Consider the following 23475-nt stretch of genomic DNA (forward strand, 5'->3'; position numbering starts at 1 on the left):
CCCGCGCCGTGCCGACGCCGCCGCTCCCCCAGCCGAGCGCGGCCGCGCAGGCGATCCTGTCCCTGTTGGCCGGCGATGGCCACCCCGTCGACGAGCCCGCCGTCGGCGGCCCTGGGCCCCTCGGCGCGGCCTAGCGTTTCCGGCGATTCCCGGGATCGCGCGAAACGCTGGCCTTCAACCTGCCGCGCCTGATAGGGCGAAAAACCGGTTCCCACTCTTTCGCCCGGCGCTCACATCCAGCGCGGGCATCCGCGCCTTCTCCGGCTGCCCGCCGCCGAGCCGCATGACCCAGAACGACGAACGGCGCCCTCTCGGGCGCCGTTCGTCGTTCGATATTCCGGAGAGAAGACCCGGCCGAGCCGGGAGCCGGCCGGGCTCGTCCCGGGCTCAGCTCGCGTCGGCAGCCGGCTCTTCGGCCGGGGCGTTCTTGGCGGCTTCCGCTGCCTCGGCCGCCTCGGCGGCGGCAGCTTCGGCGGCCGCGGCATCGGCTTCGGCCTTCTCGCGGGCGTCGATCACCTTCTGCTCGCGCTCGGCAATGCGCTCCTGCGCCTTCTTGCCCGGCAGGCCCTTGGTCTCGTTCTTGCGCTCGGGGCGGTTGGCGATCCCCGCCTGGTCGAGGAAGCGCAGCACCCGGTCGGTCGGCTGTGCGCCCTCGCCGAGCCAGTACTTGATCCGCTCCTCGTTCAGCGTGACGCGCACGGCGTCCTTGGCGAGCATCGGGTTCCACGAACCGATGGTCTCGACGAAGCGACCGTCGCGCGGGCTGCGGGCATCGGCGACGACGATGTGGTAATAGGGGCGCTTCTTAGAGCCGGCACGGGCAAGACGCATCTTCAGGGGCATGGCATTCTTCCTTGATTGATATCTCAGTTGCTTGTCGAAAGGACCGGAGCCGGCCCCTATTTCTTCTTGCCGGGAAACCCGGGAAATCCGCTGCCGGGAAGGCCGGGGAGGCCGCCGCCGCCAAAGCCCGGCGGCAGGCCTTTCGGCAGGCCGGGCATGCCGCCCGGCATCCCCCCCGACTGCGCCATCTTGGCCATGGCCTCGAGCTGCTTGGGATCCATCTTGGAGAGATCGGGCATGCCGCCCATCCCGCCACCGCCGCCCAGCCCGAGCTTGGCGCCGAGGCCGCCCATCAGCTGACCCATCATGCCGCCCTTGCCCTTCGTCATCGACTTCATGACGTCGGCCATCTGGCGGTGCATCTTGAGAAGCTTGTTGATGTCGGCCGAGGTGGTGCCGGAACCCGCCGCGATGCGCTTCTTGCGGGAATGCTTGAGGATGTCGGGATTGCCGCGCTCGGCTGCCGTCATCGACGAGATGATCGCGAGCTGACGCTTCAGCATCTTGTCGTCGAGGCCGGCCGCGGCGGCCTGGTCCTTCATCTTCGCCATGCCGGGCATCATGCCCATCACGCCGCCCATGCCGCCCATCTTCTGCATCTGGCCGATCTGGTCGGCGAGATCGTTGAGGTCGAACTTGCCCGACTGCATCTTCTTGGCCATCGACGCGGCCTTTTCCGCGTCGATGTTTTCCGCCGCCCGTTCGACGAGCGAGACGATGTCGCCCATGCCGAGAATGCGGTCGGCGATGCGCGAGGGATGGAAATCCTCCAGCGCATCCATCTTCTCGCCGGTGCCGATCAGCTTGATCGGCTTGCCGGTGACGGCGCGCATGGAGAGCGCCGCGCCGCCGCGGCCGTCGCCGTCGATGCGGGTGAGGACGATGCCGGTGATGCCGACGCGCTCGTCGAAGGAGCGGGCAAGGTTCACCGCATCCTGGCCGGTCAGCGAGTCCGCGACCAAGAGGATTTCGTGCGGCTTCGAGCGTGCCTTGATCTCGGCCATCTCGGCCATCAGAGGCTCGTCGATATGGGTACGGCCGGCGGTGTCGAGGATGAGGACGTCGTAGCCGCCGAGCTTTGCCGCCTGCGCGGCACGGCTGGCGATGTCGACCGGATCCTGGCCGGCGATGATCGGCAGGGTGGCGACGCCCGTCTGCTCGCCCAGGATCCTCAGCTGCTCCTGCGCGGCGGGGCGGCGCGTGTCGAGCGAGGCCATCAGGACACGCTTGCGCTGCTTCTCGGTCAGGCGCTTGGCGAGCTTGCCGGAAGTCGTTGTCTTGCCCGAGCCCTGCAGGCCGACCATCATGATGGTGACCGGCGCGGCGGCATTCAGGTCGATCGGCGACTGCTCCGAGCCGAGCGTGGCGACCAGTTCGTCATGGACGATCTTGACGACCATCTGGCCCGGACGGATCGACTTCAGGATCTCCGCGCCGACGGCTTTCGTGCGCACCCGGTCGGTGAAGGAGCGCACGACTTCGAGCGCGACGTCGGCCTCGAGCAGCGCGCGGCGAACCTCACGCAGCGCCGCCGAGACGTCGTCGGCCGAGAGCGCGCCGCGCCCGGTCAGGCCGTTGAGGATCGAACCGAGCCGGTTCTGAAGCGAATCGAACATGTCTTCCCTTCCGTCTCGTCCGCAAAGCCCGGCGCCACGGCGCCGCTTCTCCTTGCAGAATGTGGTGACGGACCAGCAACCGCAACATGCCGCAAAAGCCCAAAGCAAAGCGTCATCCGCGGGCGACACTCGCTGGCGGATGGTGACCTCCGTGCGACTCTGGATGAGGGACACGGTCGGCGGCTCGCGGACGGACTGTCGCGGATTTCACCGGGGTAAAGCACGGTTTGGGGGCGATGGTCAAGGAAGCCAGAGGCGCAGGCTGCCGGGCTGTCATCGCAAGGCCTGCTCCCCGCGCGCCCCGCGCCCCGCGGCGCCGGCCTTCGAGAGCCATGCCGGTCAGACGCCCTGGCTCAGGTATCGACGGTCACCCCTGCAAGCCGGCGATCCCACCCTATATGCCGAAAGCCACCGTCCTTCCACGAGGCCTTCCGCTGAAACCCTTCGTCAATCCTTACTACACCGGCCCCGTCTCCGACCATTTCGACGGCAAGCGCTTCTTCAATCCCGGCGGCGAGATGCCGGCCTCGCTCCGGCAGATCTGGGAGTGGCAGCGTTCGGGCCAGCGACGGAAATGGCCGCTCGCGGCGCCGAGCCCCTTCGCGGCGGACATTCCGCCGCCGGAAGTGACGGGCGAGGCGGCGCGCATGGTCGCGGTCGGGCATGCGAGTTTTCTCCTGCAGACGGGCGGGCTGAACATCCTGTTCGATCCGGTCTGGTCGGACCGCTGCGCACCGCCGATCGGGCCGAAACGCCACAATGTGCCGGGCATCGCCTTCGACGACCTGCCGGAGATCCACGTCGTCTGCGTCTCGCATTCGCATTACGACCACATGGACCGGCCGACGCTCGAACGTCTCCACGACCGGCACGGGCCGCGCTTCGTCGTGCCGCTCGGCTGCGACGCGCTGATCCGAAGCTTTCGCAAGACGGCGGAGGTGTCGGCGCACGACTGGCACGAGCGGGTGGCGCTGTCGGGCGACGTCGCGCTGACGCTCGATCCGACGCATCACTGGTCGGCACGCGGCATCGCCGACCGGCGGATGACGCTCTGGGCGTCCTTCGCGGTGGAGACGCCGGCCGGGCTCGTCTATGTCGTCGGCGATTCAGGCTTTCACGGCGGCGAGAATTATCGTGCCGCAAGGCTTCGCTATGGCGCACCGAAACTCGCCGTCCTGCCGATCGGTGCCTATGCGCCGCGTGCGGTGATGCGGCCGCAGCATCAGGATCCGGACGAGGCGGTGCGGGCGGCGCGGTTTCTGCAGGCGGAAATGTCGCTCGGCAGCCATTTCGGCACTTTCCAGCTGACCGACGAGGCGCTGGAAGATCCGGTGGCGCGTCTCGGCGCGGCCTTGGCGCGCTGGGACGTCTCGCCGGCACGCTTCCTGCCGGCGCATCCCGGCCGGGTCCACCTGCTGCCGCATGCGATCGATGCGCCGCTGCCGGCGCCCCTCGCACCAACCGCGGAAGCGGTGGCGCCGACGGATCACGCAGCCCTTCCGACGGCGATAACGGCGACGGCCACGGCCAAATGAGCCCTCTTGCCTTTCCTCCCCCGCGCCCGACTCTTGCTGCCAGCCTCGCCGGTATCGGTGCGGATCCTATCGGGAGACTGCCATGATCTGGACGATCCTGCTCTGCACACTGACGGGCCTTGTCCTGGCGGCGACGCTCCTCTCCTTCGTGCGCGTCGCCCATGGCTTCTTCCGCAGCTTTTCCTTTCCCCGCCTCCAGATCTTCGCGGTCGCGGTGGTGCTCCTGCCGCTCATCATCCTCTTCGTCCGGCCGATGGGCCTGATGGAAGTGACGGCCGCGGCGGACCTGGCGACCATCGTCATCCAGGCACTGTCGATCCTCCCGTTCACGCCGCTCTGGCGCAGGCAGTCCAAGGCCAAGGCGGCGAGCGAGGTCGGCGACGAGAGCGTCACCATCCTCTCCTGCAATGTGAAGATGTCGAACCGCGACTATGACGCGACCCTGCGCATGACGCGCGAGGGCGATCCCGACATCGCCGTCTTCATGGAGACCGACCAGCCCTGGTGCGACGCGCTCGATTCCTTGCGCGAAACGCTGCCGCATGTCGTCGCCGCGCCCGAGGACAATGCCTACGGCATGATCCTCTTCTCGCGGCTTTCCCTCAGCGACATCCGGATCGACCATCTGGTGATGGACGAGGTTCCCTCGATCACCGTGACGGTGACGCTTCGGGACGGCCAGCGCTTTCGCCTGCACGCCGTCCACCCCGAGCCACCGGTGCCCTCGGTCGATTCGGTCGGGCGCGATGCGGAGCTTCTTCTCGTTGCCGACATCGTCTCGAAGGAAAGCCTGCCCTCGGTCGTCTCGGGCGATCTCAACGACGTCGCCTGGTCGCATACGACACGGCTGTTCCAGCGGGTCTCTGGCCTTCTCGACCCGCGCATCGGCCGCGGCTTCTACAACACCTTCGACGCGCGCTTTCCGTTCCTGCGCTGGCCGCTCGACCACCTGTTCCACGACGCGCGTTTCGCGCTCGTCGACATGCAGCGCCTGCCGGCTGGCGGCTCCGATCACTTTCCGATGCTGTTCCGTCTTGCCTTGACCCCAAACACGGCGGGCGCGGCGGAACCACAGCCGGAAGACGCAGAGGACCGGGCGGAAATGCGCGAGATCGTCGCCGAGAGCGAGACGCTCGACCGCGCGGCGATCGGCGTCGACTGGGAAAAATAATGCCGCGAGGGGCTGAAGAGGCCGGTGACCACGTTGCCACCCACGTCTCCAGCCCCTCGCGGCGCTTCTTTGCGTCTCAGATCACGCCCGGCAGCTGTCGCCGAAGGGGAGAACGGAACCCTCGCCCGGCTTCATCGACAGTTTTCCCGGGCAGGATTTCCCCGGGGCTAGAATTCCTCCCAGCCGTCGGCCGCCGGGGCGGCACTGCTGGTCGTGCGCATCTGCGCGACTGGTGCACGCGGCCGCGACGCGGCGGGTCGCGAGGGTGCACGACCCTTCGGGGCGGCCGTGGCGCGGCCGGATCCGGCGCTGGTGCGGAAGGTTTGGACCATCCCGGCCAGCGTATCGGTCTCGTCCGACAGCGTCTGCGCCGCAGCCGTCGCCTCTTCGACCATCGCCGCGTTCTGCTGTGTCACCTTGTCCATCTGATCGGCCGCAGCCGAGACCTCGCGCAGACCGACCGCCTGCTCCTTGGCGCTGCGGGCGATCTCGGTGACGACGCCGGTCATCTCGCCGACCTGGGTGACGATCTGCTCCAGCGCCTTGCCGGAGGCGGTGACGAGGTCGACGCCCTCTCCCACCTGCTTCGACGAGAGCGAGATCAGATCCTTGATCTCCTTGGCGGCCTCGGCCGAACGCTGAGCAAGCCCGCGGACTTCCTGTGCGACCACCGCGAAACCGCGACCGGCCTCGCCCGCACGCGCCGCCTCGACGCCGGCATTCAGCGCCAGAAGGTTGGTCTGGAAGGCGATCTCGTCGATGACGCCGATGATCTTGGTGATCTTCTCAGAGGATTCCTCGATCTGGCTCATCGCCAGCACTGCCTTGGCGACGATTTCGCCGCCCTTTTCGGCGTTCTGGCGGGCCGTATGCGCCGTCCCCTGCGCCCGTGCTGCCCCCTCGGCGGTCTGGTTGACGCCCGTCGCCACCTGGCTCAGCGCGGCCACAGTCTCTTCCAGGCTCGCCGCCTGCTGCTCGGTGCGTTGTGCGAGATCGTTGGAAGCGACCGTGATTTCGGCAAGGCCGGTCCGGATCGTGGCGACGCCCGTGACCACCGAGCCGATCGCCGATTCCAGCGTGGCGACGCTGTCGTTGAACTGGCCGCGGATCGGCTCGAATTCAGGCGCCACAGCCTGCGTCATGCGGACCGTCAGGTCGCCGGCGGCAAGGCTGTTGAAGCCCATCTCGACCGCGGTGACGAACTGCTTCAGATCCTCGGCCCGCGCATTCTCGATCGCGGCCTGCCGGTCGCCCAGAAGCTTCTGGGCCGAACGAGCCTCCGATGCCTCGACCTCGAGGCGTTTGTTCTCGAGCGCCGCATTCTTGAATACCTGCACCGCCGTCGCCATCGCGCCGATCTCGTCGCGCCGGTCCTGTCCCTCGATCTCGACGTCGAGCCGGCCGCCGGCCAGCTGTCCCATCCGGTCGCGCAGCTGCGACAGCGGCCCGGTGATCCCCTTGGACGCGACGATCATCGCCCCGGCGATGCCGAGCACCGCGGCCAGAAGCGACAGCGCGAGCGTCGTGAGGATGGCGGTGTGGGCCGAAGCCGACATTTCACTGGACAAGGCGGTGCTTTCGTCCAGCACCACATCGGTCATTCCCAAGCTCTTTGCGGTGTAGGCAGAAATGAGGGGATCGATTTCGGCCAGAATTCGGCGAGCAGCCTCGTTGTCGTCGGCCATACCACGCTCGACCGCCAGGGAGCCTTTCGCCCGGATGCTCTTGACGATTTCGGCCATCGCATCGATGTCCTGCCCATAACCAGGCAGTGAGGGTTTGGAAGTCGCTAGCCTCGTTTCGGTCTGGTCGAGCGCCGCTTTCCATTCTTCAGCCGCACGCTTGGCCGCTGGCGAGTTGCCGCCATAGGTCACCATTTTGTAGGAGTCGTAGGCGGATTCAACCAACGACGCGCGGGCGCGTACCAGTTCGACGACTGCGGGCGCACGTACGGTGACCAATCTGGAATAACGTGCATCGATCTCCTTCATCGTCCAGGCCGAATAGGCGCTGAGGCCGGCCCCGACGGCGCTAATGACCAGCACGATGGCTGAGATCTTGGTCGAGATCTTCGCGTTCTTCAACAAGCTCATATGCGTACGGCCCGTGCCGCTCCCGTCAGGTACTGATTGGAAAATTGTCGCCGGATTGGCACATCCGAGAATGGCCACGGGCCCGCTATGAAAGGATTAACGCCGGGAAGGGGAAACCTGTCGGATTCTGGTGGTCGTATATAGTACTTATGGTGTTTTGTCGTTCTCAGGATCGCATGGCTGCGGCGGAAGCGGCTTTTGGCCGGCTGGCAATTCGCCCGCAAATCCCTCATATACGGCAGATGATCCCGCCCGACGCCGCTTCCGGCGACACCGTCCCCTTCGCCCGCATGAACGGGCTCGGCAACGAGATCCTCGTCGCCGATCTGCGCGGCCGGCCCCTGCGCATTTTGTCGCAGGCGGCCATTGCCCTGGCGGCGCAGCCCGTCACGCGCTTTGACCAGATCATGGCGGTTCACGATCCGGTTACCCCCGGCACCGACGCCCTGGTGCGCATCCTCAATGCCGACGGTTCCGAGGCTGGTGCCTGCGGCAACGGGATGCGTTGCGTCGTCCAGGCGCTTGCCGCCGAACTCGGCCGGCATCGCTTCACCTTCGAGACGCGCGCAGGCATCCTCTTTGCGGAAGAACACGCCGACGGATTGATTTCGGTCGACATGGGCAAGCCGAAATTCGGCTGGCAGGACATCCCGCTGGCCGAGCCCTTTCACGACACCCGCGCCATCGAATTGCAGATCGGCCCGATCGACGCGCCGCTGCTGCATTCGCCTTCGGTCGCCTCGATGGGCAATCCACATGCGATCTTCTGGGTGGCACGCGACGTCTGGTCCTACGAGCTGGATCGCTTCGGCCCGGTTCTCGAAAACCACCCGCTCTTCCCCGAGCGCGCCAACATCTCCATCGCCCATGTCACCGCGGACGACGCCATGACCATCCGCACCTGGGAGCGCGGCGTCGGCCTGACCCGCGCCTGCGGCTCGGCCGCCTGCGCCGCCGCCGTCTCCGGCGCCCGCACGCGGCGTACGGGGCGCGTGGTGACGGTGACGGTTCCCGGCGGAGACCTCCTCATCGACTGGCGCGACGACGACCGCGTGGTGATGACCGGTCCCGCCGAATGGGAATGGTCCGGCCGGCTCGACCCGTCGACGGGGGCTTTCGAGCGGGACACGGTCGCGGCGTGACCGCTCGTCTTACCGCGCCGCCGACGCCAGCGTGATTCCATGAGCCTCGACATCCTCTCCTTCGGCTGTCGCCTCAACACCTTCGAGGGCGAGGTGATGCGGCAGGCGGCGACGTCCGCCGGCCTCGGGCAAAACCGCGACGCCATTCTCGTCAACACCTGCGCCGTCACCGCCGAGGCGGTGCGCCAGGCGAAGAAGGCCGTGCGCCGCGCCCGCCGCGACCATCCGGATGCGCAGATCCTCGTCACCGGCTGCGCCGCCCAGATCGACCCCGCCGGCTTCGCTGCCATGCCCGAGGTCGACGCGGTCCTCGGCAATGCCGAGAAGCTTCTGCCGGAAAGCTACCGCGCGCTGCCCGACTTCGGCGTCGCCGCGAGCGAAAAAATCCGCGTCGACGACATCATGAGCGTCACCGAAACCGCGCCGCACATGGTCGAGGCGATCGAGGGACGCGCAAGGGCGATCGTCGAGGTGCAGAACGGCTGCGATCACCGCTGCACCTTCTGCATCATTCCCTATGGCCGCGGCCCCTCGCGCTCGGTGCCGATGGGCGCCGTGGTCGAGCAGATCAGGCGCCTCGTCGGCAATGGCGCCGCCGAGGTCGTGCTGTCGGGCGTCGACCTGACGAGTTATGGCGCCGACCTTCCGGGCTTTCCGAAGCTCGGCACCCTCGTCCAGGCGATCCTGCGCCACGTACCCGACCTGCCGCGCCTGCGCCTCTCCTCGATCGACAGCGTCGAGGCCGACGAAGCGCTCGTCGAGGCGATCGGCGGCGAGAGCCGGCTGATGCCCTATCTGCATCTGTCGCTGCAGGCCGGCGACGACATGATCTTGAAGCGCATGAAGCGCCGCCACAGCCGCCGCGACGCCGTCGATTTCTGCGCGACCATCCGCGCGGCGCGCCCCGACATCGCCTTCGGCGCCGACATCATCGCCGGCTTCCCGACCGAAACCGAGGCGATGTTTCAAAACTCGCTGGCGCTGGTCGAGGATTGCGGCCTGAGTTTCCTCCATGTTTTCCCGTTCTCGCCGCGCGGCGGCACGCCGGCGGCCCGCATGCCGCTTCTGGCCCCGACGGTCGTTGCCGAAAGGGCCGCTCGGCTGCGGGTGAGGGGCGAGGCGGCGCTCTCCCGGCACCTCGGGGCTATGGTCGGCACGCGCCAGAACGTGCTGGTCGAGCGCGGTCGGCGCGGGCGTCTTGCCGATTTCACGCCCTGCCATATCGATACCGGCCTGCCCGGCGCGCTCGTCGACGCTATCATCACCGGCCATGACGGCACGCGGCTCACCACCCGCCCCGTTCACGCGCAAGCGGCGTGATCGCCTCGGCGCATGAGGGGTGGACGCATCGGCGTCCGCCTGCAATGCAGGGCGAAAGCAACGCCGATGAACAGGAAACCTTCGTCCATGTCTGAGAAAAAAGGCTTCTTCCGGCGCGTCTTCTCCTTCGGTGCTGCCGAGGAGACAAGCCCCGCACCCGAGGCGGCCCGCTCATCCGAGACACTCCTGCCCACGGCCGAGGCGGCGGATCCCGAACGCCGCGCTGATGAGGTCGCGCCCGTTGCCGGCGTGCCCGCGCCCCCCGAGGAGGAGCTTCGGCCTGTCCCCGCGAGCATCGGCGCCTTGCCGCTGACGCCATCGGACGAGAGCGCGCTCGCGGCCGGATACCCGGCAACGGCCGGTGATGACGCCCGCGGTCGGGTCCCGGCCGGCGGGGACGCTCCGGGCCCGGGCGAGCCGGCAGGCCCGACCGCGACCGGGGAAACGGCATTCGTCGCAGCGGACATGCCGGAATGGCTGGACCCCGCAGCGCCCGAGCCGGAAACCGACTTCTCCTGGCTCGACGCCGACGTGCCGTCCGACGAATTTTCGGAGGAAACCTTTTCTGTCGACGGCACGTCGGACGAAGTGGTGCTACCCGGGCGCGTTCTGCACGAGGAGCCGGGGGAAGATGGCCAGCCCCTGTCGGAAACGCCGACGGGCGACGCGGTAGCCGACGCCGACGACGAGCCGGATTTTTCCTTTCTCGATCCCGAAGCCCCCCTGCCCGAAGAGCCGGCCGACTTTTCCTGGCTGGAGACACCGGTCGACGACACGTCGGCCGACGAGACGGTCTCGCCTTCGGGCGTCGTCGCCTCGGTCGCCGCCGCCGGCATCGCGGCTGCCACGGCATCGGCATCGCCCGGCGCAGCCGATGCCGGCTGGCGCCTGCGCGAAGCGGCCGCCCCGGCTCCCGCTGCGCCGGCGGCGCCAAAACCGTGGCTGGAACGGTTGCGCGAAGGTCTGGCGCGCTCGTCGGGCCAGCTTTCCGGCCAGATCACCGCCCTCTTCACCAAGCGCCGGCTCGACGAGGCGACGCTGCAGGAATTCGAGGACGTGCTGATCCAGGCCGATCTCGGCGTCGAGACGGCGCTCCGGATCACCGACCGCCTGTCGGAAGGGCGCTTCGGGAAGGAGATCACCGGCAGCGAGGTGCGCGCCATCCTCGCCGACGAGGTCGAGGCGACGCTCCGCCCCGTCGCCCTGCCGCTGGAGCTCGACCTCGAGAAGAAGCCGCACGTCATCCTCGTCGTCGGCGTCAACGGCACCGGCAAGACCACCACCATCGGCAAGCTCGCGGCCAAGCTGACGCGCGGCGGCCTGAAGGTGACGCTCTGCGCGGGCGACACCTTCCGCGCCGCGGCCGTCGAGCAGCTGAAGATCTGGGGCGAGCGCACGGGTTCCGAGGTGATCGCCAAGGCGATCGGCGCGGATGCGGCGGGCCTGGCCTTCGAGGCCTATGACGCGGCCGTCGCCAACGGTTCCGACGTCCTCATCATCGACACCGCCGGCCGGCTGCAGAACCGCACCGAGCTGATGGCCGAACTGGAAAAGATCGTCCGCGTCCTGCAGCGGCGCGAGCCCGACGCGCCGCACACCGTCCTGCAGACGCTCGACGCCACCACCGGGCAGAACGCCCTCTCCCAGGTCGAGATCTTTCGCAACGTCGCCGGCGTCAACGGCCTGGTGATGACCAAGCTCGACGGCACGGCACGCGGCGGCATCCTCGTCGCCATCGCGGCGAAATACCGACTGCCGGTCTATTTCATCGGCGTCGGCGAGGGCATCGACGACCTCGAGCCGTTCAAGGCGCGGGAGTTCGCCATGGCCATCGCCGGGCAGACGGCCTGAGGTGTTGGATTGGCGTTCTCAGCCGGCAGGGCGCTTGCTGTCCTTGCGGCCCATGGCCGATTTCGCCGATTCCAGGAGGAAACCCGACCGCGTCAGACCGCGCTCCTCGGCGGCCATGTCGATTGCCCGAAGCGTATCTTCGGGAAAGGTAACGTTGACCCGCACGGATTTTCGGACGCGTTCCGGAACGGTGACGAGGATGGCGACACCGTCCCGGTTGGCGGCATTGGCCATCACCGCGTCCAGCGACGATGGCTCGGGGATCGTGTCGCCGTCCGCGTCCATCCCCACCAGGTGCAGCGCCAACGCTTCACCGGCCATGGCGCGCGCTTCGTCGAGATCGCGGCCCCCCGAGATGCATCCGGGAAAGTCCGGAAAAGACACGCCGAAATCGCTGTCGGAGTCCTTGTGGATGATGGCGATATAGCTCGTCATGGGTCTCACTTCAGCTTCAGCCCGGATTGCTTCTCAATACTCTTCAAGGTGCCGACCGGGACGTCTTTCCTCGGGTGAGGCAGCGTCACCCGCCCGGGCTTTGTGGGATGCTTCATCTGCAAATGACTGCCCGCCCGAACCACTTCGATCCAGCCGTCAGCGAGAAGTTTCGCCAGGATGATGCGACTGTCCACGTTCCATCCCGTTCCTGGCACAGGCTATCTATACACATCAATACACATGCTCGCAATTAAGAGCCCGCAAGGGTATTGCCCCATATCCGTCGACGTCGGCCGCTAGCGCAGCGGCGAAAGGAAATTTCATGGCCGAGCATCTGATCGAGGGCGGGCCCAACGCCCCCGAGGAAAACAAGATCAACCCGATGCTGAAGTTCGCGCTGGAACTCGGTCCGCTGGTCGTCTTCTTCTTCGCCAATTCGCGCGGGCCCTGGCTGGCGGAGCGCTTTCCCGCGCTCGCCGAACTCGGCGGACCGCTGTTCATCGCGACCGGCCTCTTCATGGTGGCGACCGTCGTGGCGCTGTCGGTGTCCTGGGCCCTGACGCGCACGCTGCCGGTCATGCCGCTGGTCTCCGGCTTTTTCGTCATCGTCTTCGGCACGCTGACGATCTGGCTGCAGAACGAGACCTTCATCAAGATGAAGCCGACCATCGTCAACGCGCTGTTCGGCGCGATCCTTCTGGGCGGCCTCCTGTTCGGTCGCTCGCTTCTCGGCTATGTCTTCAACCAGGCGTTCAAGCTGAACGATGCCGGCTGGCGCAAGCTGACGCTGCGCTGGGGCTTGTTCTTTCTGGCGATGGCATTGGTGAACGAGATCGTCTGGCGCAATTTTTCGACCGATTTCTGGGCCGGTTTCAAGGTCTGGGCGACCATGCCGATCACCATGGTCTTCATGCTGTGCCAGATCCCGCTTTTGCAGCGCCATGCGACTGAGCCGCTGTTCGGCGACGGCGGGACGAAGAAGTAACGCGACGCCCCACCTCCGGCGTCATTGGCGCGCCGGCGCTTCCTCTCGGCAGGCAGGCTTCCATGTTCGACGTCCAGAACCTCCTCGGCCGATTTCTCGGCGCCGGCACGGCCGGGACCGGCGCCGAAGGCCGCAGCACCGCGCCCGATGACAGAGCGGACACTGCAGGCTCGTTGGAAGACGCGATCGGCACGCTCCTGCGCAATCCTGCCGCCTCGGCACTGGCGGGCGGATTGGCCGGCGGGCTGGCGGCCAGCCTCTTCGGCGGCCGGACGCTCGGAACATCCGGCAAGGCAGCGCTGCAGGTGGGTGGAGCTGCGCTGATCGCAAGCCTCGCCTATGCCGCCTATGAGAACTATCGAACGAGCACGCCGGCCGGCGGGTTACCCCCTTCCGCCGATGCGGCTCCGTCCGCAGCGGTTACAGCGGCAGAATTCAGCGTGCACAGCCCGGACCAGTCCGACGACGACTGGGCCTGCCTTCTGCTTTCGGCGATGATCGCGGCGGCCAAGGCGGACGGCTACATCGACCCCGCCGAGGAGAAGGAAATTCTCGGCCGGCTCGACAGCCTCGACCTCGACCCGGAGGAACGCAATTTCGTCCGCCGCGAAATGCAGAAGCCGCAGACCATCGACGCGCTCGTTGCTGGCGCAACGACGCCGGAAGCGGCGCTGCAGATCTATACGGCTTCGTTTCTGGCCATCGATCCCGACCATCCGGCCGAGCAGGCCTATCTCGCCCGGCTGGCGATCAGCCTCGGCCTCCCCTCCGCGCTGACGGCCGAGGTGCGGCGTGCGGCAAAGGCCGCCGCCGGGGACTGAGGCCGCCCGCGCAAGGTGCAAACCGTGCCCTCGACGGCAGAAAGACGTGGCTCCCGCATTGCGCGATGGCCTTGCCGTTTCGATATGCCCTTTGACGACATCAACGCCAAAGGACCCCCATGCTCGACGTACAGAAACTCCTCGGCCAGTTCCTCGGCACCCAGTCGCCGTTCGGCGGCAGCACCCATCCGTCGTCGCAGGGACGCCCGCAGGGCGGCGGATCGCTGCAGGACACGGTCGGCAACCTGATCCGCACCCATGGCAGCTCGGCTCTTTCGGGCGGTCTTGCCGGCGGCCTCGCCTCGCAGCTCTTTCGTGGCAAGGGCGTCGGCAAGATGGGTGGATCGGCCTTGAAGCTCGGCGGCGCTGCGCTCGTTGCCGGCCTCGCCTACAAGGCCTATAAGAACTACCAGGCGACCAACGGCGCGGCTGCCCTGCCGGGCGCTGCGCCTTTGCCGGCCTTGCCGGCGCCAAGCGCCGCCGGTGAGTTGCCCGAGCCGTCCGGCACGGCCTTTCTTCCCGGCGGCGAGGAGACATCGCGGGCGCGTCTCATGCTCTCGGCGATGATCGCCGCGGCCAAGGCCGACGGCTATATCGACGCTGGCGAGCAGGAAGCGATCTTCGGCCGCATCGACGATCTCGGCCTCGACTCGGAAGCCAAGGGCTTTGTCGTCGACGAGATGCGCCGGCCGATGTCGATCGACGACCTCGTTGCCGCCGCCGCGACGCCCGAGGCCGCCATCGAGGTCTACACCGCCTCGGTCCTGGCGATCGATCCCGACCATCCGGCCGAGCGCGCCTATCTCGACATGCTCGCGGCACGGCTCCAGCTTCCCGCCGCGCTGACGGCGGAGGTGCGGCGCACCGCCGAAGAGGTCACCGTTCTCTCCTGACCTGGCGGGCACCGGCGGGCTTCATCCCGCTCTAGAATTCGTCGGTCGGCAGAAGCCGGCCGTCCGGCATCCGGTCGCCGGTGGCGTCGCCCGGATTGCCGAAGGGTACCGGCGGCGCCCCGGCCTCGGCCTCGGCATCGTGGCGCAGCGCCCAGTGCACCGAGGGGAAGGCCAGGTCGTCCCAGGGAATGTCGGAAAAGTCGAAGAAGCCGACCTCCAGGCTTTCGGAGCCGGCGGCAATGCCGGGCCGCGCCAGCGTCGCGCGATAGATCAGCTGCACCTGGCTGATCCGCGGGACGGCATAGACGGCCAGCAGCCGCTCGATCGCGAGCATTGCGTTCGCCTCCTCGTGGGCCTCGCGCCTCGCCCCCTCTTCCGGCGTCTCGTTCAACTCCATGTAGCCGGCCGGGATCGTCCAGAATCCCTTGCGCGGCTCGATCGCCCGGCGGCAGAGCAGGATCTTCCCGGCATCGCGCACGACCGCGCCGACGACGATCTTCGGGTTCTCGTAGGCGACGAAGCCGCAGGTGTCGCAGATCTTGCGCGGCACGCAATCGTCGTCGGGGGTGCGGAGGGTGAAGGCCGGTTCGCTCATGCGCTTAGAGATAATCCTCGTGGTTCATGGCTTTATGCAGGATGCGGACGACGACGACACCCTCCTCGGCCCGCCGAAAGAATATGATGTGAGACGCGACGGACCGCTTCAGCAGATCCCGCGAAATCGCGCCTGCGGATTGGCCTCGACCATCGGCTAAGGCGCCGCAAGCGCCTTCGATCAACCTGAGATAGCGCTTGGCCTGCGCCTTGCCGAAGCTTCGGCGACTGTAGCGGGCAATCTCGAGAAGATCATTCGCCGCCTCGGGGCGAAAGATCAGCGTCATTCAGGAGCTTCGTCGTCGGCATCGATTTCAGCGTAAAGGGACTGGAAGTCGAAGGGAGCAGCAACACCGCTCTCATCCCCCGCCGCGATGGCCTTGCGCAGGATCTGAAGCTTCGCCTCCTGCTTCTCCAGGAGCCGCAGGCCGGCCTCGATAACGTCGCTCGCCGAGGCATAGCGCCCCTCTGCGGTCTGTTCCGCAATGAACTCTTCGTAATGGCTTGTCAGGGATATCGGCGCCGATCTGCTCATACCAATACCTCATGGATATCGCGCCCGGTTATCACTAGCACGCTGGGGCAACCGTGTCTTTCACCCAGCGCCAGCCTCCGCCAGCATCTTCGCCAGCGCCGGCTCGAGCTTGCGCGCCGCATCGTCTGGCGAGAACGGCCCGGTCTGCTTCCAGACGATCGTGCCCGAAGGGGAGACAAGAAACGTCTCGGGCACGCCGTAGACGCCCCAGTCGATGCCGGCGCGGCCGGAGAGATCGCTGCCGATCGCGGCATAGGGGTTGCCGAGCCCGGCGAGGAACTGGCGGGCGTTGTTGGGCTCGTCCTTGTAGTTGATGCCGACGAGGCGGAACCGCGTGTCCCTGGCAAGATCCATCAGCACCGGGTGCTCCTGACGGCAGGGCACGCACCAGGAGGCGAAGACGTTGACGAGCACCGGCCGGCCGTCGCCTTGCGCGAGATCGAGACCCGGCACCGGCGTGCTATCGGCGCGCAGGATACCCTCCACCGGCGGCAGGTTCGTCGGCGGCGCCGGATTGCCGATCAGCGCCGAGGGCAGTTCCTGCGGATCATGGCCCGACACCAGCTGGTACAGGAAGACGCCGGCCAGCGACAGGAACAGGATAAGCGGCAGGAGGACGAAGAGCGAGGGCCTGCGCCGCGTGGTATGCCGATCGACGCTCATGCTCCGCCGTCCCGCGCCGAACGCCGCCTGACGCCGCTCGCCTCGAGCGCCGCAAGATCCGCCCGCCGGCCGCGCGCGTCGAAGAAGACCCAAAGGCCGAGGCCGCCGACCGCCAGCGCGGAAACGGCATAGGCGGCGAGGATGAAGGCGAAATAGTCGTTCTGCATGTCAGGGCTTTCCGTCCGCATGTCAGGGCTTTCCGTCCGCTCGCGCTCAGGCGTCGGTCGCGCGCAGCGACAGTTTCGTCAGCGCCCGCACGCGCCGGCGCAGGATTTCCGTGCGCATCGCCGTCAGGTGCAGGGCGAAGAACAGCAGCGTGAAGCCGATGGCCGAGATCATCAGCGGCCAGAGATAGGCCGCCGGCATCGCCGGCCCGTCCAGCCGCATGACGCTGGCCGGCTGGTGCAGCGTGTTCCACCAGTCGACCGAGAACTTGATGATCGGGATGTTGACGAAGCCGACGAGGACGAGGATCGCCGCCGCCTTGGCCGAGCGGCCGGGATCGTCGAGGGCCCGCGTCAGCGCGATCAGGCCGAGATACATGAGGAAGAGGATGAAGACCGAGGTCAGCCGCGCGTCCCAGACCCACCATGTGCCCCACATCGGCCGGCCCCAGATCGCGCCGGTGACGAGCGCCAGCGCCGTGAACACCGCGCCGACGGGTGCTGCGGCCTTCACCGCGACGTCGGCAAGCGGATGGCGCCAGACGAGCGTGCCGAGTGCCGAGACCGACATGACCGTCCAGGCCATCATCGCGATCCAGGCGAAGGGCACGTGGACGAACATGATCCGGACGGTCGAGCCCTGCTGGTAGTCCTCGGGCGCGGTCAGACCGAGCCAGAGGCCGACGACGAGCGCTGCCGCCGCGAGGCCATAGAGCCAAGGCTGGACGGCACCCGAGAGCTGCAGGAAGCGCGTCGGATTGGCGAGAATGGCGAAACGGCCGGGAGCGGCGGAGAGGTCGGTCATCCCTCTACTTTAGAAGGGTTGGAAAGCCGGGGCAAATGGACTTCTTCGCCATCGTCGCGACCGATGCCCGCAGCGGCTCAGTCGCCCGCACTCTTCAGCGCCGCCGCCGCCGCGATCGGCCCGAGCACGGCGAAGAACAAAGTGAGGGCCCCGAGGATCATCAGCGGCGACAGAAAGGGGTCGTTGGCGTTGACCGCGCCGTAGCTGGCGGAGACGCCGAAGATCAGCACGGGGATGGCGAGCGGCAGGACGAGGACGGAAACCAGGAGGCCGCCGCGCGGCAGGGCGATGGCGACGGCCGCGCCGACGGCACCGATGAAGGTGATCGCCGGCGTGCCGACGAGGAGCGTCAGCATCACCGCACCCGACGTCAGCGGCTCCTGCGCCAGGAACAGGCCGAGGACCGGTGTCGCCAGCACCAGCGGCAGGCCGCTTGCCGCCCAGTGTGCCAGGCACTTCGCCAGCACCACGAGCGGCAGCGGCGTGTCGCCCATGACGAGGAGGTCGAGCGTGCCGTCGTCGCGGTCGGCCTGAAACAGCCGGTCGAGGGTGAGCAGCGCCGAGAGCAGCGCGCCGATCCACAGGATCGCCGGGCCGATGCGCGACAGGAGGTTGAGGTCGGGACCGACGCCAAAAGGCATGGTCGCGACCACGGCGAGGAAGAAGATGACGCCGGTCATCGCTCCGCCGCCGCCGGCAAAGGCGAGCCTGACATCGCGGCGGAAAACCGCGATCACAGCCAGCCCTCCGCCGCGGCGCGTTCCGCCCGATCAAGAGGCAGATCCCGCGACGACGCACTCCCCGCCGCACGATGGTCGAGCCGCAACTCGCGCGCGACGAGCCCGAGCGGCTGATGCGTCGCGGCGACGACGATGCCGCCGCCCTCCAGATGCTGCGCCAGAATCCGGGCGAACATTGCCTGCGAGCCCTTGTCGAGGGCGGCTGTCGGCTCGTCGAGGATCCACACCGGGCGGTGCGAGACGAGGAGCCGTGCGATCGCGGCGCGGCGCTGCTGGCCGGCCGAGAGGTAGGCGAATGGCAGTTTCGCCACCATGGGCAGGCCGACGGCGGCCAGCGCCGCCTCGATGGAAATGCCGGGCGCACCGAAGAAGTCGCGCCAGAAGCCGAGACCGGCACCGACGCTCTCGGCCGGCTTCATGGCGTTGCGGTGGCCGAGATAGTGCGCGACCTCGGCAAGACGCCGCGCCGGCTCACCGTCGACGGCCAGAAAACCCTCGATCTCGAGCGTCCCGCCGCCTTTCGGCAGGAGCCCCGCCAGCGTGCGCAGGAGGGTCGATTTGCCCGCCCCGTTCTGGCCGGTGACGACCAGCGCCTCGCCGCTGGAGAGTTCGAAATCGAGCGGTCCGGCGATGACGCTCGCGGCCCGCGCAGCGCAGAGGCCGCGCGCAAGGATTTTCATGCCCATGGCCGCCCAAAGGCGCGCGAGGCGAGAACGGGCCTTTGTCGAAGCGGAGGGAGCAACACACTCATGGCCCTGCTTTGCAGCAATCACCCGCCGCGGTAAAGCGGGCAGGCGATCGGCACCCCCGCGTCTCAGGCGGCTGCGACGCGTTGCAGATCGTATTGCTGCTGGGCGCGTTGCACTTCCTCGAAATGGGCTTCCGCCCAGAGGCGCAGGGCATCGACGGTGGCCGCCAGCGTTTGCCCGAGTGGGGTGATGCTGTACTCGACCGTCACCGGGACCGTCGCGAACGCTTTTCGGCTGACCAAACCGTCCCGCTCCAGACTTTTCAATGTCTGCGACAGCATCTTCTGCGACAGGCCCTCGATGGAGCGGCGCAACTGGTTGAAGCGGACGGGGCCGTCCGCGAGCAGACCCAGAACCAGAACCGCCCATTTGTCGGCCACCCGGTCGAGGATCATCCGCGTCGGGCAGTCGGCCGCATAGATGTTGGGCAGCACGGCGGTCTCCTCGGGGTAACCAAGTGATGTGGTGGTGCCTTCTTTACACCTGGATAAGGAAAATGCACCTGGTTTCTATTCGGAACCAAGGAGAAATGCCATCATGAATCTTGCCCTCATCGGCGCCACCGGCAATGTCGGCGCGCCTATCCTCGACGAACTCCTGCAGCGCGGCCACACCGTCACCGCCATCGTCCGCCGGCCGGAAAAGGTGCTCTCGGCGCCGGGCGTCGTCGCCCGCCAGGGCGATGTCCTGGATCAGGAGGGGCTCGCCCCCCTTCTCGCCGGTCACGATGCAGTCATCAGCGCCGTCCCCTTCGCCGTCAGCGACCCCGTCAGGCTGATCGACGCCGTGCGCGCCTCGGGGGTCAGGCGCTATCTCGTCGTCGGCGGCGCCGGCAGTCTCGAGGTCGCCCCCGGAGTGCAGCTGCTCGATTCCCCGGACTTCCCGGCGCAGTACAAAGAAGAAGCCACCGCCGGGGCCGCCTTTCTCGACCGGCTGCGCGGCGAGGCCGAGATCGACTGGACCTTCCTGTCGCCCTCGGCGATGTTTGTTCCCGGCGAGAGGACAGGGCACTTCCGGCTCGGCCGCGACGCGCTTTTGACCCACGCGCAGGGCAGCAGCATTTCCTACCAGGACTATGCCATCGCGCTCGTCGACGAAGTCGAACGGCCGGCCCATTCCCGCCAGCGGTTCACCGTCGGGTATTAGCGACGGACCGACGTCGCGGCCGACGTGGCGGACAGCCCGGGCGAGGCGCTCGCGCGGGCTGTCCCCCGGGAGGCGCATCACATCATTGGCGGCCCGGCTGAAGACCTCCCAAGGGAGCTTGCGCCGGCCTTTTCGCAGCGCGGCGATATTCGCGAAATCCCGGCGGTTCGCCCTTTATAGCCGTTACAAACTTGCCTATAAGAGCCGCAACCACACCAGCGGCCGGGGTGGAGTTTCAGTGCCGAATCGAAATCGCCTCCCTTGCGGACGGGCTTCGGGGCGGACAAGCGGAAATGGTCGTACCCGCACTTTCGGCGCTTTTTCCGCGCGCCGCAGGCGTTCGCCTTTCGGACAATCATTCAGTTCGAGAAGGAACAGACGCCGTGTCTCATCCAGACAGCTTCAAATGCCGCAAGACGCTCGACGTCGGCGGCAAGCCCTATGTCTATTTCGACCTGCAGGAAGCCGAGCGGAACGGCCTCGCCGGCGCTTCCCGCCTGCCTTTCTCGATGAAGGTCATCCTCGAGAATCTCCTGCGCAACGAGGACGGCCGCACCGTCAAGGCCGACGACATCCGCGCCGTCGCCAACTGGGTCGAGGATCGCGGCACCGCCGGCCATGAGATCGCCTACCGCCCGGCCCGCGTGCTGATGCAGGACTTCACCGGCGTTCCCGCCGTCGTCGATCTCGCCGCCATGCGCGACGCCACCCGCCAGCTCGGCGCCGACCCGACCAAGATCAACCCGCTGGTCCCCGTCGACCTCGTCATCGACCACTCCGTCATGGTCGACTTCTTCGGCCAGGCCGACTCCTTCAAGAAGAACGTCGACGCCGAATACGGTCGCAATGGTGAGCGTTACACCTTCCTGCGCTGGGGCTCGGAAGCCTTCGAGAATTTCCGCGTCGTGCCGCCCGGCACCGGCATCTGCCATCAGGTGAATCTCGAATATCTCGCGCAGACGGTCTGGACCAAGGAAGAGGACGGCGAGACGATCGCCTATCCCGACACCCTCGTCGGCACCGATTCCCACACCACGATGGTCAACGGCCTGTCGGTCCTCGGCTGGGGCGTCGGCGGCATCGAGGCCGAGGCCGCGATGCTCGGCCAGCCCGTCTCCATGCTGATCCCCGAAGTCATCGGCTTCCGCGTCGAAGGCAAGCTCCCGGAAGGCACCACCGCCACCGATCTGGTGCTGACCGTCACGCAGATGCTGCGCAAGAAGGGCGTCGTCGGCAAGTTCGTCGAGTTCTATGGCCCCGGCCTGTCGAACCTCACTCTGGAAGACCAGGCGACGATCGCCAACATGGCACCGGAATATGGCGCGACCTGCGGCTTCTTCCCGGTCGACAAGGATACGATCAGCTATCTCGAGGCGACCGGCCGCGACCAGCAGCGCGTCGCCCTCGTCGAGGCCTATTCGCGGGCGCAGGGGATGTACCGCGACGAGACGAGCACGGACCCGGTCTTCACCGACACGCTGTCGCTCGACCTGTCGACCGTCGTTCCCTCGCTCGCCGGCCCGAAGCGCCCGCAGGACCGCGTCGCCTTGACCGACGTCTCGAAAGCCTTCGCTGCCGCTCTGCCCGAACTTCAGGGCGCCACCGCCAAGGCGCCGTCGACGGACGAGGCCCGCTTCGTCTCGGAAGGCGCGACCGGCGCCTTCGAGGGCCCGGCCGTGACGCGCTATGCCGTGGAAGGCACCGAGCACGGCATCGCCGACGGCGACGTGGTCATCGCCGCGATCACCTCCTGCACCAACACCTCGAACCCGAACGTTCTCGTCGCCGCCGGCCTCGTCGCCCGCAAGGCGCATGCTCTCGGCCTCACGGTAAAGCCCTGGGTGAAGACCTCGCTCGCGCCGGGATCGCAGATCGTCACCGAGTATCTCGAAAAGGCCGACCTGCAGAAGGACCTCGACGCGATGGGGTTCAACCTCGTCGGCTATGGCTGCACGACCTGCATCGGCAATTCCGGCCCGTTGCCGGAGGCGATCTCCGAGGCGATCACCAAGAACGACCTCGTCGCCTGCTCGGTCCTGTCGGGCAACCGCAATTTCGAGGGCCGGGTCAATCCGGACGTGCGCGCCAACTGGCTGGCCTCGCCGCCGCTCGTCGTCGCCTACGCCATCGCCGGCTCGCTCTTCGTCGACATCACCAAGGACCCGCTCGGCAAGGATCGCGACGGCAACGACGTGTTCCTGAAGGACATCTGGCCGACGACGCAGGAGATCGCCGAGATCGTCCGCAAGACGGTGACCCGCGACCTCTTCGTCGAGCGCTATTCCGACGTCTTCAGGGGCGACGAGCACTGGCAGAAGATCGACGTCTCGGGCGGCCTCACCTACGACTGGGACGATCGCTCGACCTATGTCCAGAACCCGCCCTACTTCGAGGGCATGACCATGGAGCCGGTGCCGGTGGAGGACATCCACGGCGCCCGCGTCCTCGGCCTCTTCCTCGATTCCATCACCACCGACCACATCTCGCCGGCGGGATCGATCAAGGCCAACGGCCCGGCCGGCGACTATCTCGTCAGCCACCAGGTCCGCCCCGTCGACTTCAACTCCTACGGCGCGCGCCGCGGCAATCATCAGATCATGATGCGCGGCACGTTTGCCAACATCCGCATCAAGAACCAGATGGTGCCGGGCATCGAGGGCGGCGTCACCAAGCATGAGCCTTCGGGCGAGACCATGCCGATCTACGATGCGGCGATGCGGTACAAGGAAGAGGGCGTGCCGCTCGTCGTCTTCGCCGGCAAGGAATACGGCACCGGCTCCTCGCGCGACTGGGCGGCCAAGGGCACGGTCCTTCTCGGCGTGCGGGCGGTCATCGCCCAGTCCTTCGAGCGCATCCACCGCTCCAACCTCGTCGGCATGGGCGTCGTGCCCTTCCTGTTCGAGGAGGGCACCTCCTGGCAGACGCTGGAGCTGAAGGGCGACGAGATCGTCACCATCGAGGGACTGAAGACGATCCAGCCGCGTCAGAAGATGCAGGCGAAGATCGAGCGGTCCGACGGCACGGTGACCATGGTGCCGCTGCTCTGCCGCATCGATACCCTCGATGAGCTCGAATACTACCGCCATGGCGGCATCCTGCAATACGTCCTGAGGCGTCTGGCCGCCTGATCCGCCAGACCCTTCCGCTCGATGAGACTGGAGAACCGCCGGCCCAGCGCCGGCGGTTTTTTTTGCCCCTGCGGCAGGCCCGATCACGACTGTGGCGCGCGCTCGCCGGGCTGCCTCACTGCCAATTGAGTGGTGAGTGCTCTGACACCGAACTATCATGATCTCCTAGGGTGGAGTTTGCGTCCGTCCTATGGATACCTTACGAGGACAGCGTCGCAGCAAGGCGCCCTTTTCTGCGAGAAGCCT

The 23475-nt window shown here is 67.4% G+C and carries 25 protein-coding genes (1 of these 25 running past the window's edge); 11 read left to right on the forward strand and 14 right to left on the reverse strand.

The features are described 5' to 3' along the window. Positions 1-134: the 3' portion of a hypothetical protein gene (locus tag Sa4125_RS20900; RefSeq protein WP_224001277.1), read on the forward strand. 25 nt of this gene lie to the left of the window's left edge; 134 of the gene's 159 nt are visible here — the last part of the coding sequence; the start codon falls outside the window, past its left edge; the stop codon is at positions 132-134. Positions 135-387: 253 nt separating this feature from the next. On the opposite strand, the gene rpsP is transcribed toward Sa4125_RS20900, so the two are convergent. Continuing rightward, positions 388-843, reverse strand: a complete 456-nt coding sequence (gene rpsP, locus Sa4125_RS20905; RefSeq protein WP_224001279.1) for a 30S ribosomal protein S16 — start codon at positions 841-843, stop codon at positions 388-390. Between the two features lie 56 nt (positions 844-899). Beyond that, a complete protein-coding gene (ffh, locus tag Sa4125_RS20910) occupies positions 900-2459 on the reverse strand; it encodes a signal recognition particle protein (protein ID WP_224001281.1) in 1560 nt (519 codons plus the stop codon). A gap of 398 nt (positions 2460-2857) precedes the next feature. Here ffh and Sa4125_RS20915 point away from each other — a divergent pair, with 398 nt between their 5' ends. Together Sa4125_RS20915 and Sa4125_RS20920 are read left to right on the forward strand one after the other, a co-directional pair. Then, positions 2858-3994, forward strand: a complete 1137-nt coding sequence (locus tag Sa4125_RS20915) for an MBL fold metallo-hydrolase (RefSeq protein WP_224001283.1) — start codon at positions 2858-2860, stop codon at positions 3992-3994. An 82-nt stretch (positions 3995-4076) separates the two neighbouring features. Then, positions 4077-5165 (forward strand): endonuclease/exonuclease/phosphatase family protein, encoded by a 1089-nt coding sequence (locus tag Sa4125_RS20920; protein WP_224001285.1) that lies wholly within the window; start codon positions 4077-4079, stop codon positions 5163-5165. A gap of 167 nt (positions 5166-5332) precedes the next feature. On the opposite strand, the gene Sa4125_RS20925 is transcribed toward Sa4125_RS20920, so the two are convergent. Continuing rightward, on the reverse strand, positions 5333-7258 hold the full coding sequence (locus Sa4125_RS20925; RefSeq protein ID WP_224001287.1) for a methyl-accepting chemotaxis protein: 1926 nt from the start codon (positions 7256-7258) through the stop codon (positions 5333-5335). 242 nt (positions 7259-7500) lie between these two features. On the opposite strand from Sa4125_RS20925, the gene dapF reads away from it, so the two are divergent. From dapF to ftsY, 3 genes are all read left to right on the forward strand, one after another. Beyond that, positions 7501-8400 carry a diaminopimelate epimerase gene (gene dapF, locus Sa4125_RS20930; protein ID WP_224008091.1) on the forward strand — a complete coding sequence of 300 codons (900 nt, stop codon included), beginning with the start codon at positions 7501-7503 and terminating at the stop codon, positions 8398-8400. Between the two features lie 39 nt (positions 8401-8439). Continuing rightward, complete coding sequence (mtaB, locus tag Sa4125_RS20935) at positions 8440-9720, forward strand: tRNA (N(6)-L-threonylcarbamoyladenosine(37)-C(2))-methylthiotransferase MtaB (RefSeq protein WP_224001289.1); 1281 nt, start codon at positions 8440-8442, stop codon at positions 9718-9720. Positions 9721-9807: 87 nt separating this feature from the next. After that, on the forward strand, positions 9808-11571 hold the full coding sequence (gene ftsY, locus Sa4125_RS20940) for a signal recognition particle-docking protein FtsY (protein WP_224001291.1): 1764 nt from the start codon (positions 9808-9810) through the stop codon (positions 11569-11571). 18 nt (positions 11572-11589) lie between these two features. Here ftsY and Sa4125_RS20945 read toward each other — a convergent pair whose 3' ends face one another. Further along, the gene (locus Sa4125_RS20945; RefSeq protein WP_224001293.1) at positions 11590-12006 is read right to left on the reverse strand and encodes a type II toxin-antitoxin system HicB family antitoxin; all 417 of its coding nucleotides are present in this window, start codon (positions 12004-12006) and stop codon (positions 11590-11592) included. A 5-nt stretch (positions 12007-12011) separates the two neighbouring features. After that, a complete protein-coding gene (locus Sa4125_RS20950) occupies positions 12012-12200 on the reverse strand; it encodes a type II toxin-antitoxin system HicA family toxin (RefSeq protein WP_224001295.1) in 189 nt (62 codons plus the stop codon). Between the two features lie 128 nt (positions 12201-12328). Here Sa4125_RS20950 and Sa4125_RS20955 point away from each other — a divergent pair, with 128 nt between their 5' ends. The 3 genes from Sa4125_RS20955 (at position 12329) to Sa4125_RS20965 (ending at position 14705) form a co-directional block, all read left to right on the forward strand. Continuing rightward, the gene (locus tag Sa4125_RS20955) at positions 12329-12991 is read left to right on the forward strand and encodes a septation protein A (protein WP_224001297.1); all 663 of its coding nucleotides are present in this window, start codon (positions 12329-12331) and stop codon (positions 12989-12991) included. Between the two features lie 62 nt (positions 12992-13053). Next, entirely contained in the window at positions 13054-13812 is a 759-nt protein-coding gene (locus tag Sa4125_RS20960) for a tellurite resistance TerB family protein (RefSeq protein ID WP_224001299.1), read from the forward strand. Positions 13813-13931: 119 nt separating this feature from the next. After that, positions 13932-14705, forward strand: a complete 774-nt coding sequence (locus Sa4125_RS20965) for a tellurite resistance TerB family protein (protein WP_224001301.1) — start codon at positions 13932-13934, stop codon at positions 14703-14705. Positions 14706-14736: 31 nt separating this feature from the next. Here the strand turns inward: Sa4125_RS20965 and Sa4125_RS20970 are convergent, their stop codons facing one another. The 9 genes from Sa4125_RS20970 to Sa4125_RS21010 all read right to left on the reverse strand — a co-directional run bounded on the left by Sa4125_RS20970 (position 14737) and on the right by Sa4125_RS21010 (position 19350). Further along, positions 14737-15300, reverse strand: a complete 564-nt coding sequence (locus Sa4125_RS20970; RefSeq protein WP_224001303.1) for an NUDIX hydrolase — start codon at positions 15298-15300, stop codon at positions 14737-14739. A 4-nt stretch (positions 15301-15304) separates the two neighbouring features. Next, a complete protein-coding gene (locus Sa4125_RS20975) occupies positions 15305-15586 on the reverse strand; it encodes a type II toxin-antitoxin system RelE/ParE family toxin (RefSeq protein ID WP_224001312.1) in 282 nt (93 codons plus the stop codon). Next, positions 15583-15834 carry a type II toxin-antitoxin system ParD family antitoxin gene (locus Sa4125_RS20980; protein ID WP_224001315.1) on the reverse strand — a complete coding sequence of 84 codons (252 nt, stop codon included), beginning with the start codon at positions 15832-15834 and terminating at the stop codon, positions 15583-15585. Before Sa4125_RS20980 ends, Sa4125_RS20975 begins: the two co-directional genes overlap by 4 nt. Before the next feature lie 60 nt (positions 15835-15894). Beyond that, positions 15895-16497, reverse strand: coding sequence for a DsbE family thiol:disulfide interchange protein (locus tag Sa4125_RS20985; protein ID WP_224001316.1), 603 nt, complete (start codon positions 16495-16497; stop codon positions 15895-15897). Continuing rightward, positions 16494-16664, reverse strand: coding sequence for a heme exporter protein CcmD (ccmD, locus tag Sa4125_RS20990; RefSeq protein ID WP_224001318.1), 171 nt, complete (start codon positions 16662-16664; stop codon positions 16494-16496). The genes Sa4125_RS20985 and ccmD overlap by 4 nt, the downstream gene beginning before the upstream one ends. Before the next feature lie 46 nt (positions 16665-16710). Continuing rightward, complete coding sequence (locus tag Sa4125_RS20995; RefSeq protein WP_224001320.1) at positions 16711-17466, reverse strand: heme ABC transporter permease; 756 nt, start codon at positions 17464-17466, stop codon at positions 16711-16713. Between the two features lie 77 nt (positions 17467-17543). Beyond that, positions 17544-18203: a heme exporter protein CcmB gene (gene ccmB, locus Sa4125_RS21000; RefSeq protein WP_224001322.1), complete on the reverse strand. Its 660-nt coding sequence runs from the start codon at positions 18201-18203 to the stop codon at positions 17544-17546. Further along, complete coding sequence (gene ccmA / locus Sa4125_RS21005; RefSeq protein WP_224001324.1) at positions 18200-18886, reverse strand: heme ABC exporter ATP-binding protein CcmA; 687 nt, start codon at positions 18884-18886, stop codon at positions 18200-18202. The genes ccmB and ccmA overlap by 4 nt, the downstream gene beginning before the upstream one ends. A 134-nt stretch (positions 18887-19020) precedes the next feature. Then, positions 19021-19350, reverse strand: coding sequence for a helix-turn-helix domain-containing protein (locus tag Sa4125_RS21010; RefSeq protein ID WP_224008094.1), 330 nt, complete (start codon positions 19348-19350; stop codon positions 19021-19023). A gap of 139 nt (positions 19351-19489) precedes the next feature. Here Sa4125_RS21010 and Sa4125_RS21015 point away from each other — a divergent pair, with 139 nt between their 5' ends. Both Sa4125_RS21015 and acnA read left to right on the forward strand, forming a co-directional pair. After that, positions 19490-20101: an NAD(P)-dependent oxidoreductase gene (locus Sa4125_RS21015; protein WP_224008097.1), complete on the forward strand. Its 612-nt coding sequence runs from the start codon at positions 19490-19492 to the stop codon at positions 20099-20101. 383 nt (positions 20102-20484) lie between these two features. Further along, positions 20485-23229 (forward strand): aconitate hydratase AcnA, encoded by a 2745-nt coding sequence (gene acnA, locus Sa4125_RS21020; RefSeq protein WP_224001326.1) that lies wholly within the window; start codon positions 20485-20487, stop codon positions 23227-23229. Positions 23230-23475: the final 246 nt, after the last annotated feature.

The organism is Aureimonas sp. SA4125 (assembly GCF_019973775.1).
Taxonomy (GTDB): Bacteria; Pseudomonadota; Alphaproteobacteria; order Rhizobiales; family Rhizobiaceae; genus Plantimonas.

Bases quoted from the DNA above. Each gene is read 5' to 3' on its own strand.
- Sa4125_RS20915 (WP_224001283.1), top strand. From the start codon at position 2,858: ATGCCGAAAGCCACCGTCCTTCCACGAGGCCTTCCGCTGAAACCCTTC.
- Sa4125_RS20980 (WP_224001315.1), bottom strand. From the start codon at position 15,834: ATGAGCAGATCGGCGCCGATATCCCTGACAAGCCATTACGAAGAGTTC.
- Sa4125_RS20925 (WP_224001287.1), bottom strand. From the start codon at position 7,258: ATGAGCTTGTTGAAGAACGCGAAGATCTCGACCAAGATCTCAGCCATC.
- Sa4125_RS20995 (WP_224001320.1), bottom strand. From the start codon at position 17,466: ATGACCGACCTCTCCGCCGCTCCCGGCCGTTTCGCCATTCTCGCCAAT.
- mtaB (WP_224001289.1), top strand. From the start codon at position 8,440: ATGAGCCTCGACATCCTCTCCTTCGGCTGTCGCCTCAACACCTTCGAG.
- Sa4125_RS20960 (WP_224001299.1), top strand. From the start codon at position 13,054: ATGTTCGACGTCCAGAACCTCCTCGGCCGATTTCTCGGCGCCGGCACG.
- Sa4125_RS20985 (WP_224001316.1), bottom strand. From the start codon at position 16,497: ATGAGCGTCGATCGGCATACCACGCGGCGCAGGCCCTCGCTCTTCGTC.
- ccmD (WP_224001318.1), bottom strand. From the start codon at position 16,664: ATGCAGAACGACTATTTCGCCTTCATCCTCGCCGCCTATGCCGTTTCC.
- Sa4125_RS21010 (WP_224008094.1), bottom strand. From the start codon at position 19,350: ATGATCCTCGACCGGGTGGCCGACAAATGGGCGGTTCTGGTTCTGGGT.
- ffh (WP_224001281.1), bottom strand. From the start codon at position 2,459: ATGTTCGATTCGCTTCAGAACCGGCTCGGTTCGATCCTCAACGGCCTG.
- Sa4125_RS20970 (WP_224001303.1), bottom strand. From the start codon at position 15,300: ATGAGCGAACCGGCCTTCACCCTCCGCACCCCCGACGACGATTGCGTG.
- Sa4125_RS20945 (WP_224001293.1), bottom strand. From the start codon at position 12,006: ATGACGAGCTATATCGCCATCATCCACAAGGACTCCGACAGCGATTTC.
- Sa4125_RS20975 (WP_224001312.1), bottom strand. From the start codon at position 15,586: ATGACGCTGATCTTTCGCCCCGAGGCGGCGAATGATCTTCTCGAGATT.
- ftsY (WP_224001291.1), top strand. From the start codon at position 9,808: ATGTCTGAGAAAAAAGGCTTCTTCCGGCGCGTCTTCTCCTTCGGTGCT.
- ccmA (WP_224001324.1), bottom strand. From the start codon at position 18,886: ATGAAAATCCTTGCGCGCGGCCTCTGCGCTGCGCGGGCCGCGAGCGTC.
- Sa4125_RS20965 (WP_224001301.1), top strand. From the start codon at position 13,932: ATGCTCGACGTACAGAAACTCCTCGGCCAGTTCCTCGGCACCCAGTCG.
- rpsP (WP_224001279.1), bottom strand. From the start codon at position 843: ATGCCCCTGAAGATGCGTCTTGCCCGTGCCGGCTCTAAGAAGCGCCCC.
- Sa4125_RS20920 (WP_224001285.1), top strand. From the start codon at position 4,077: ATGATCTGGACGATCCTGCTCTGCACACTGACGGGCCTTGTCCTGGCG.
- Sa4125_RS20955 (WP_224001297.1), top strand. From the start codon at position 12,329: ATGGCCGAGCATCTGATCGAGGGCGGGCCCAACGCCCCCGAGGAAAAC.
- dapF (WP_224008091.1), top strand. From the start codon at position 7,501: ATGATCCCGCCCGACGCCGCTTCCGGCGACACCGTCCCCTTCGCCCGC.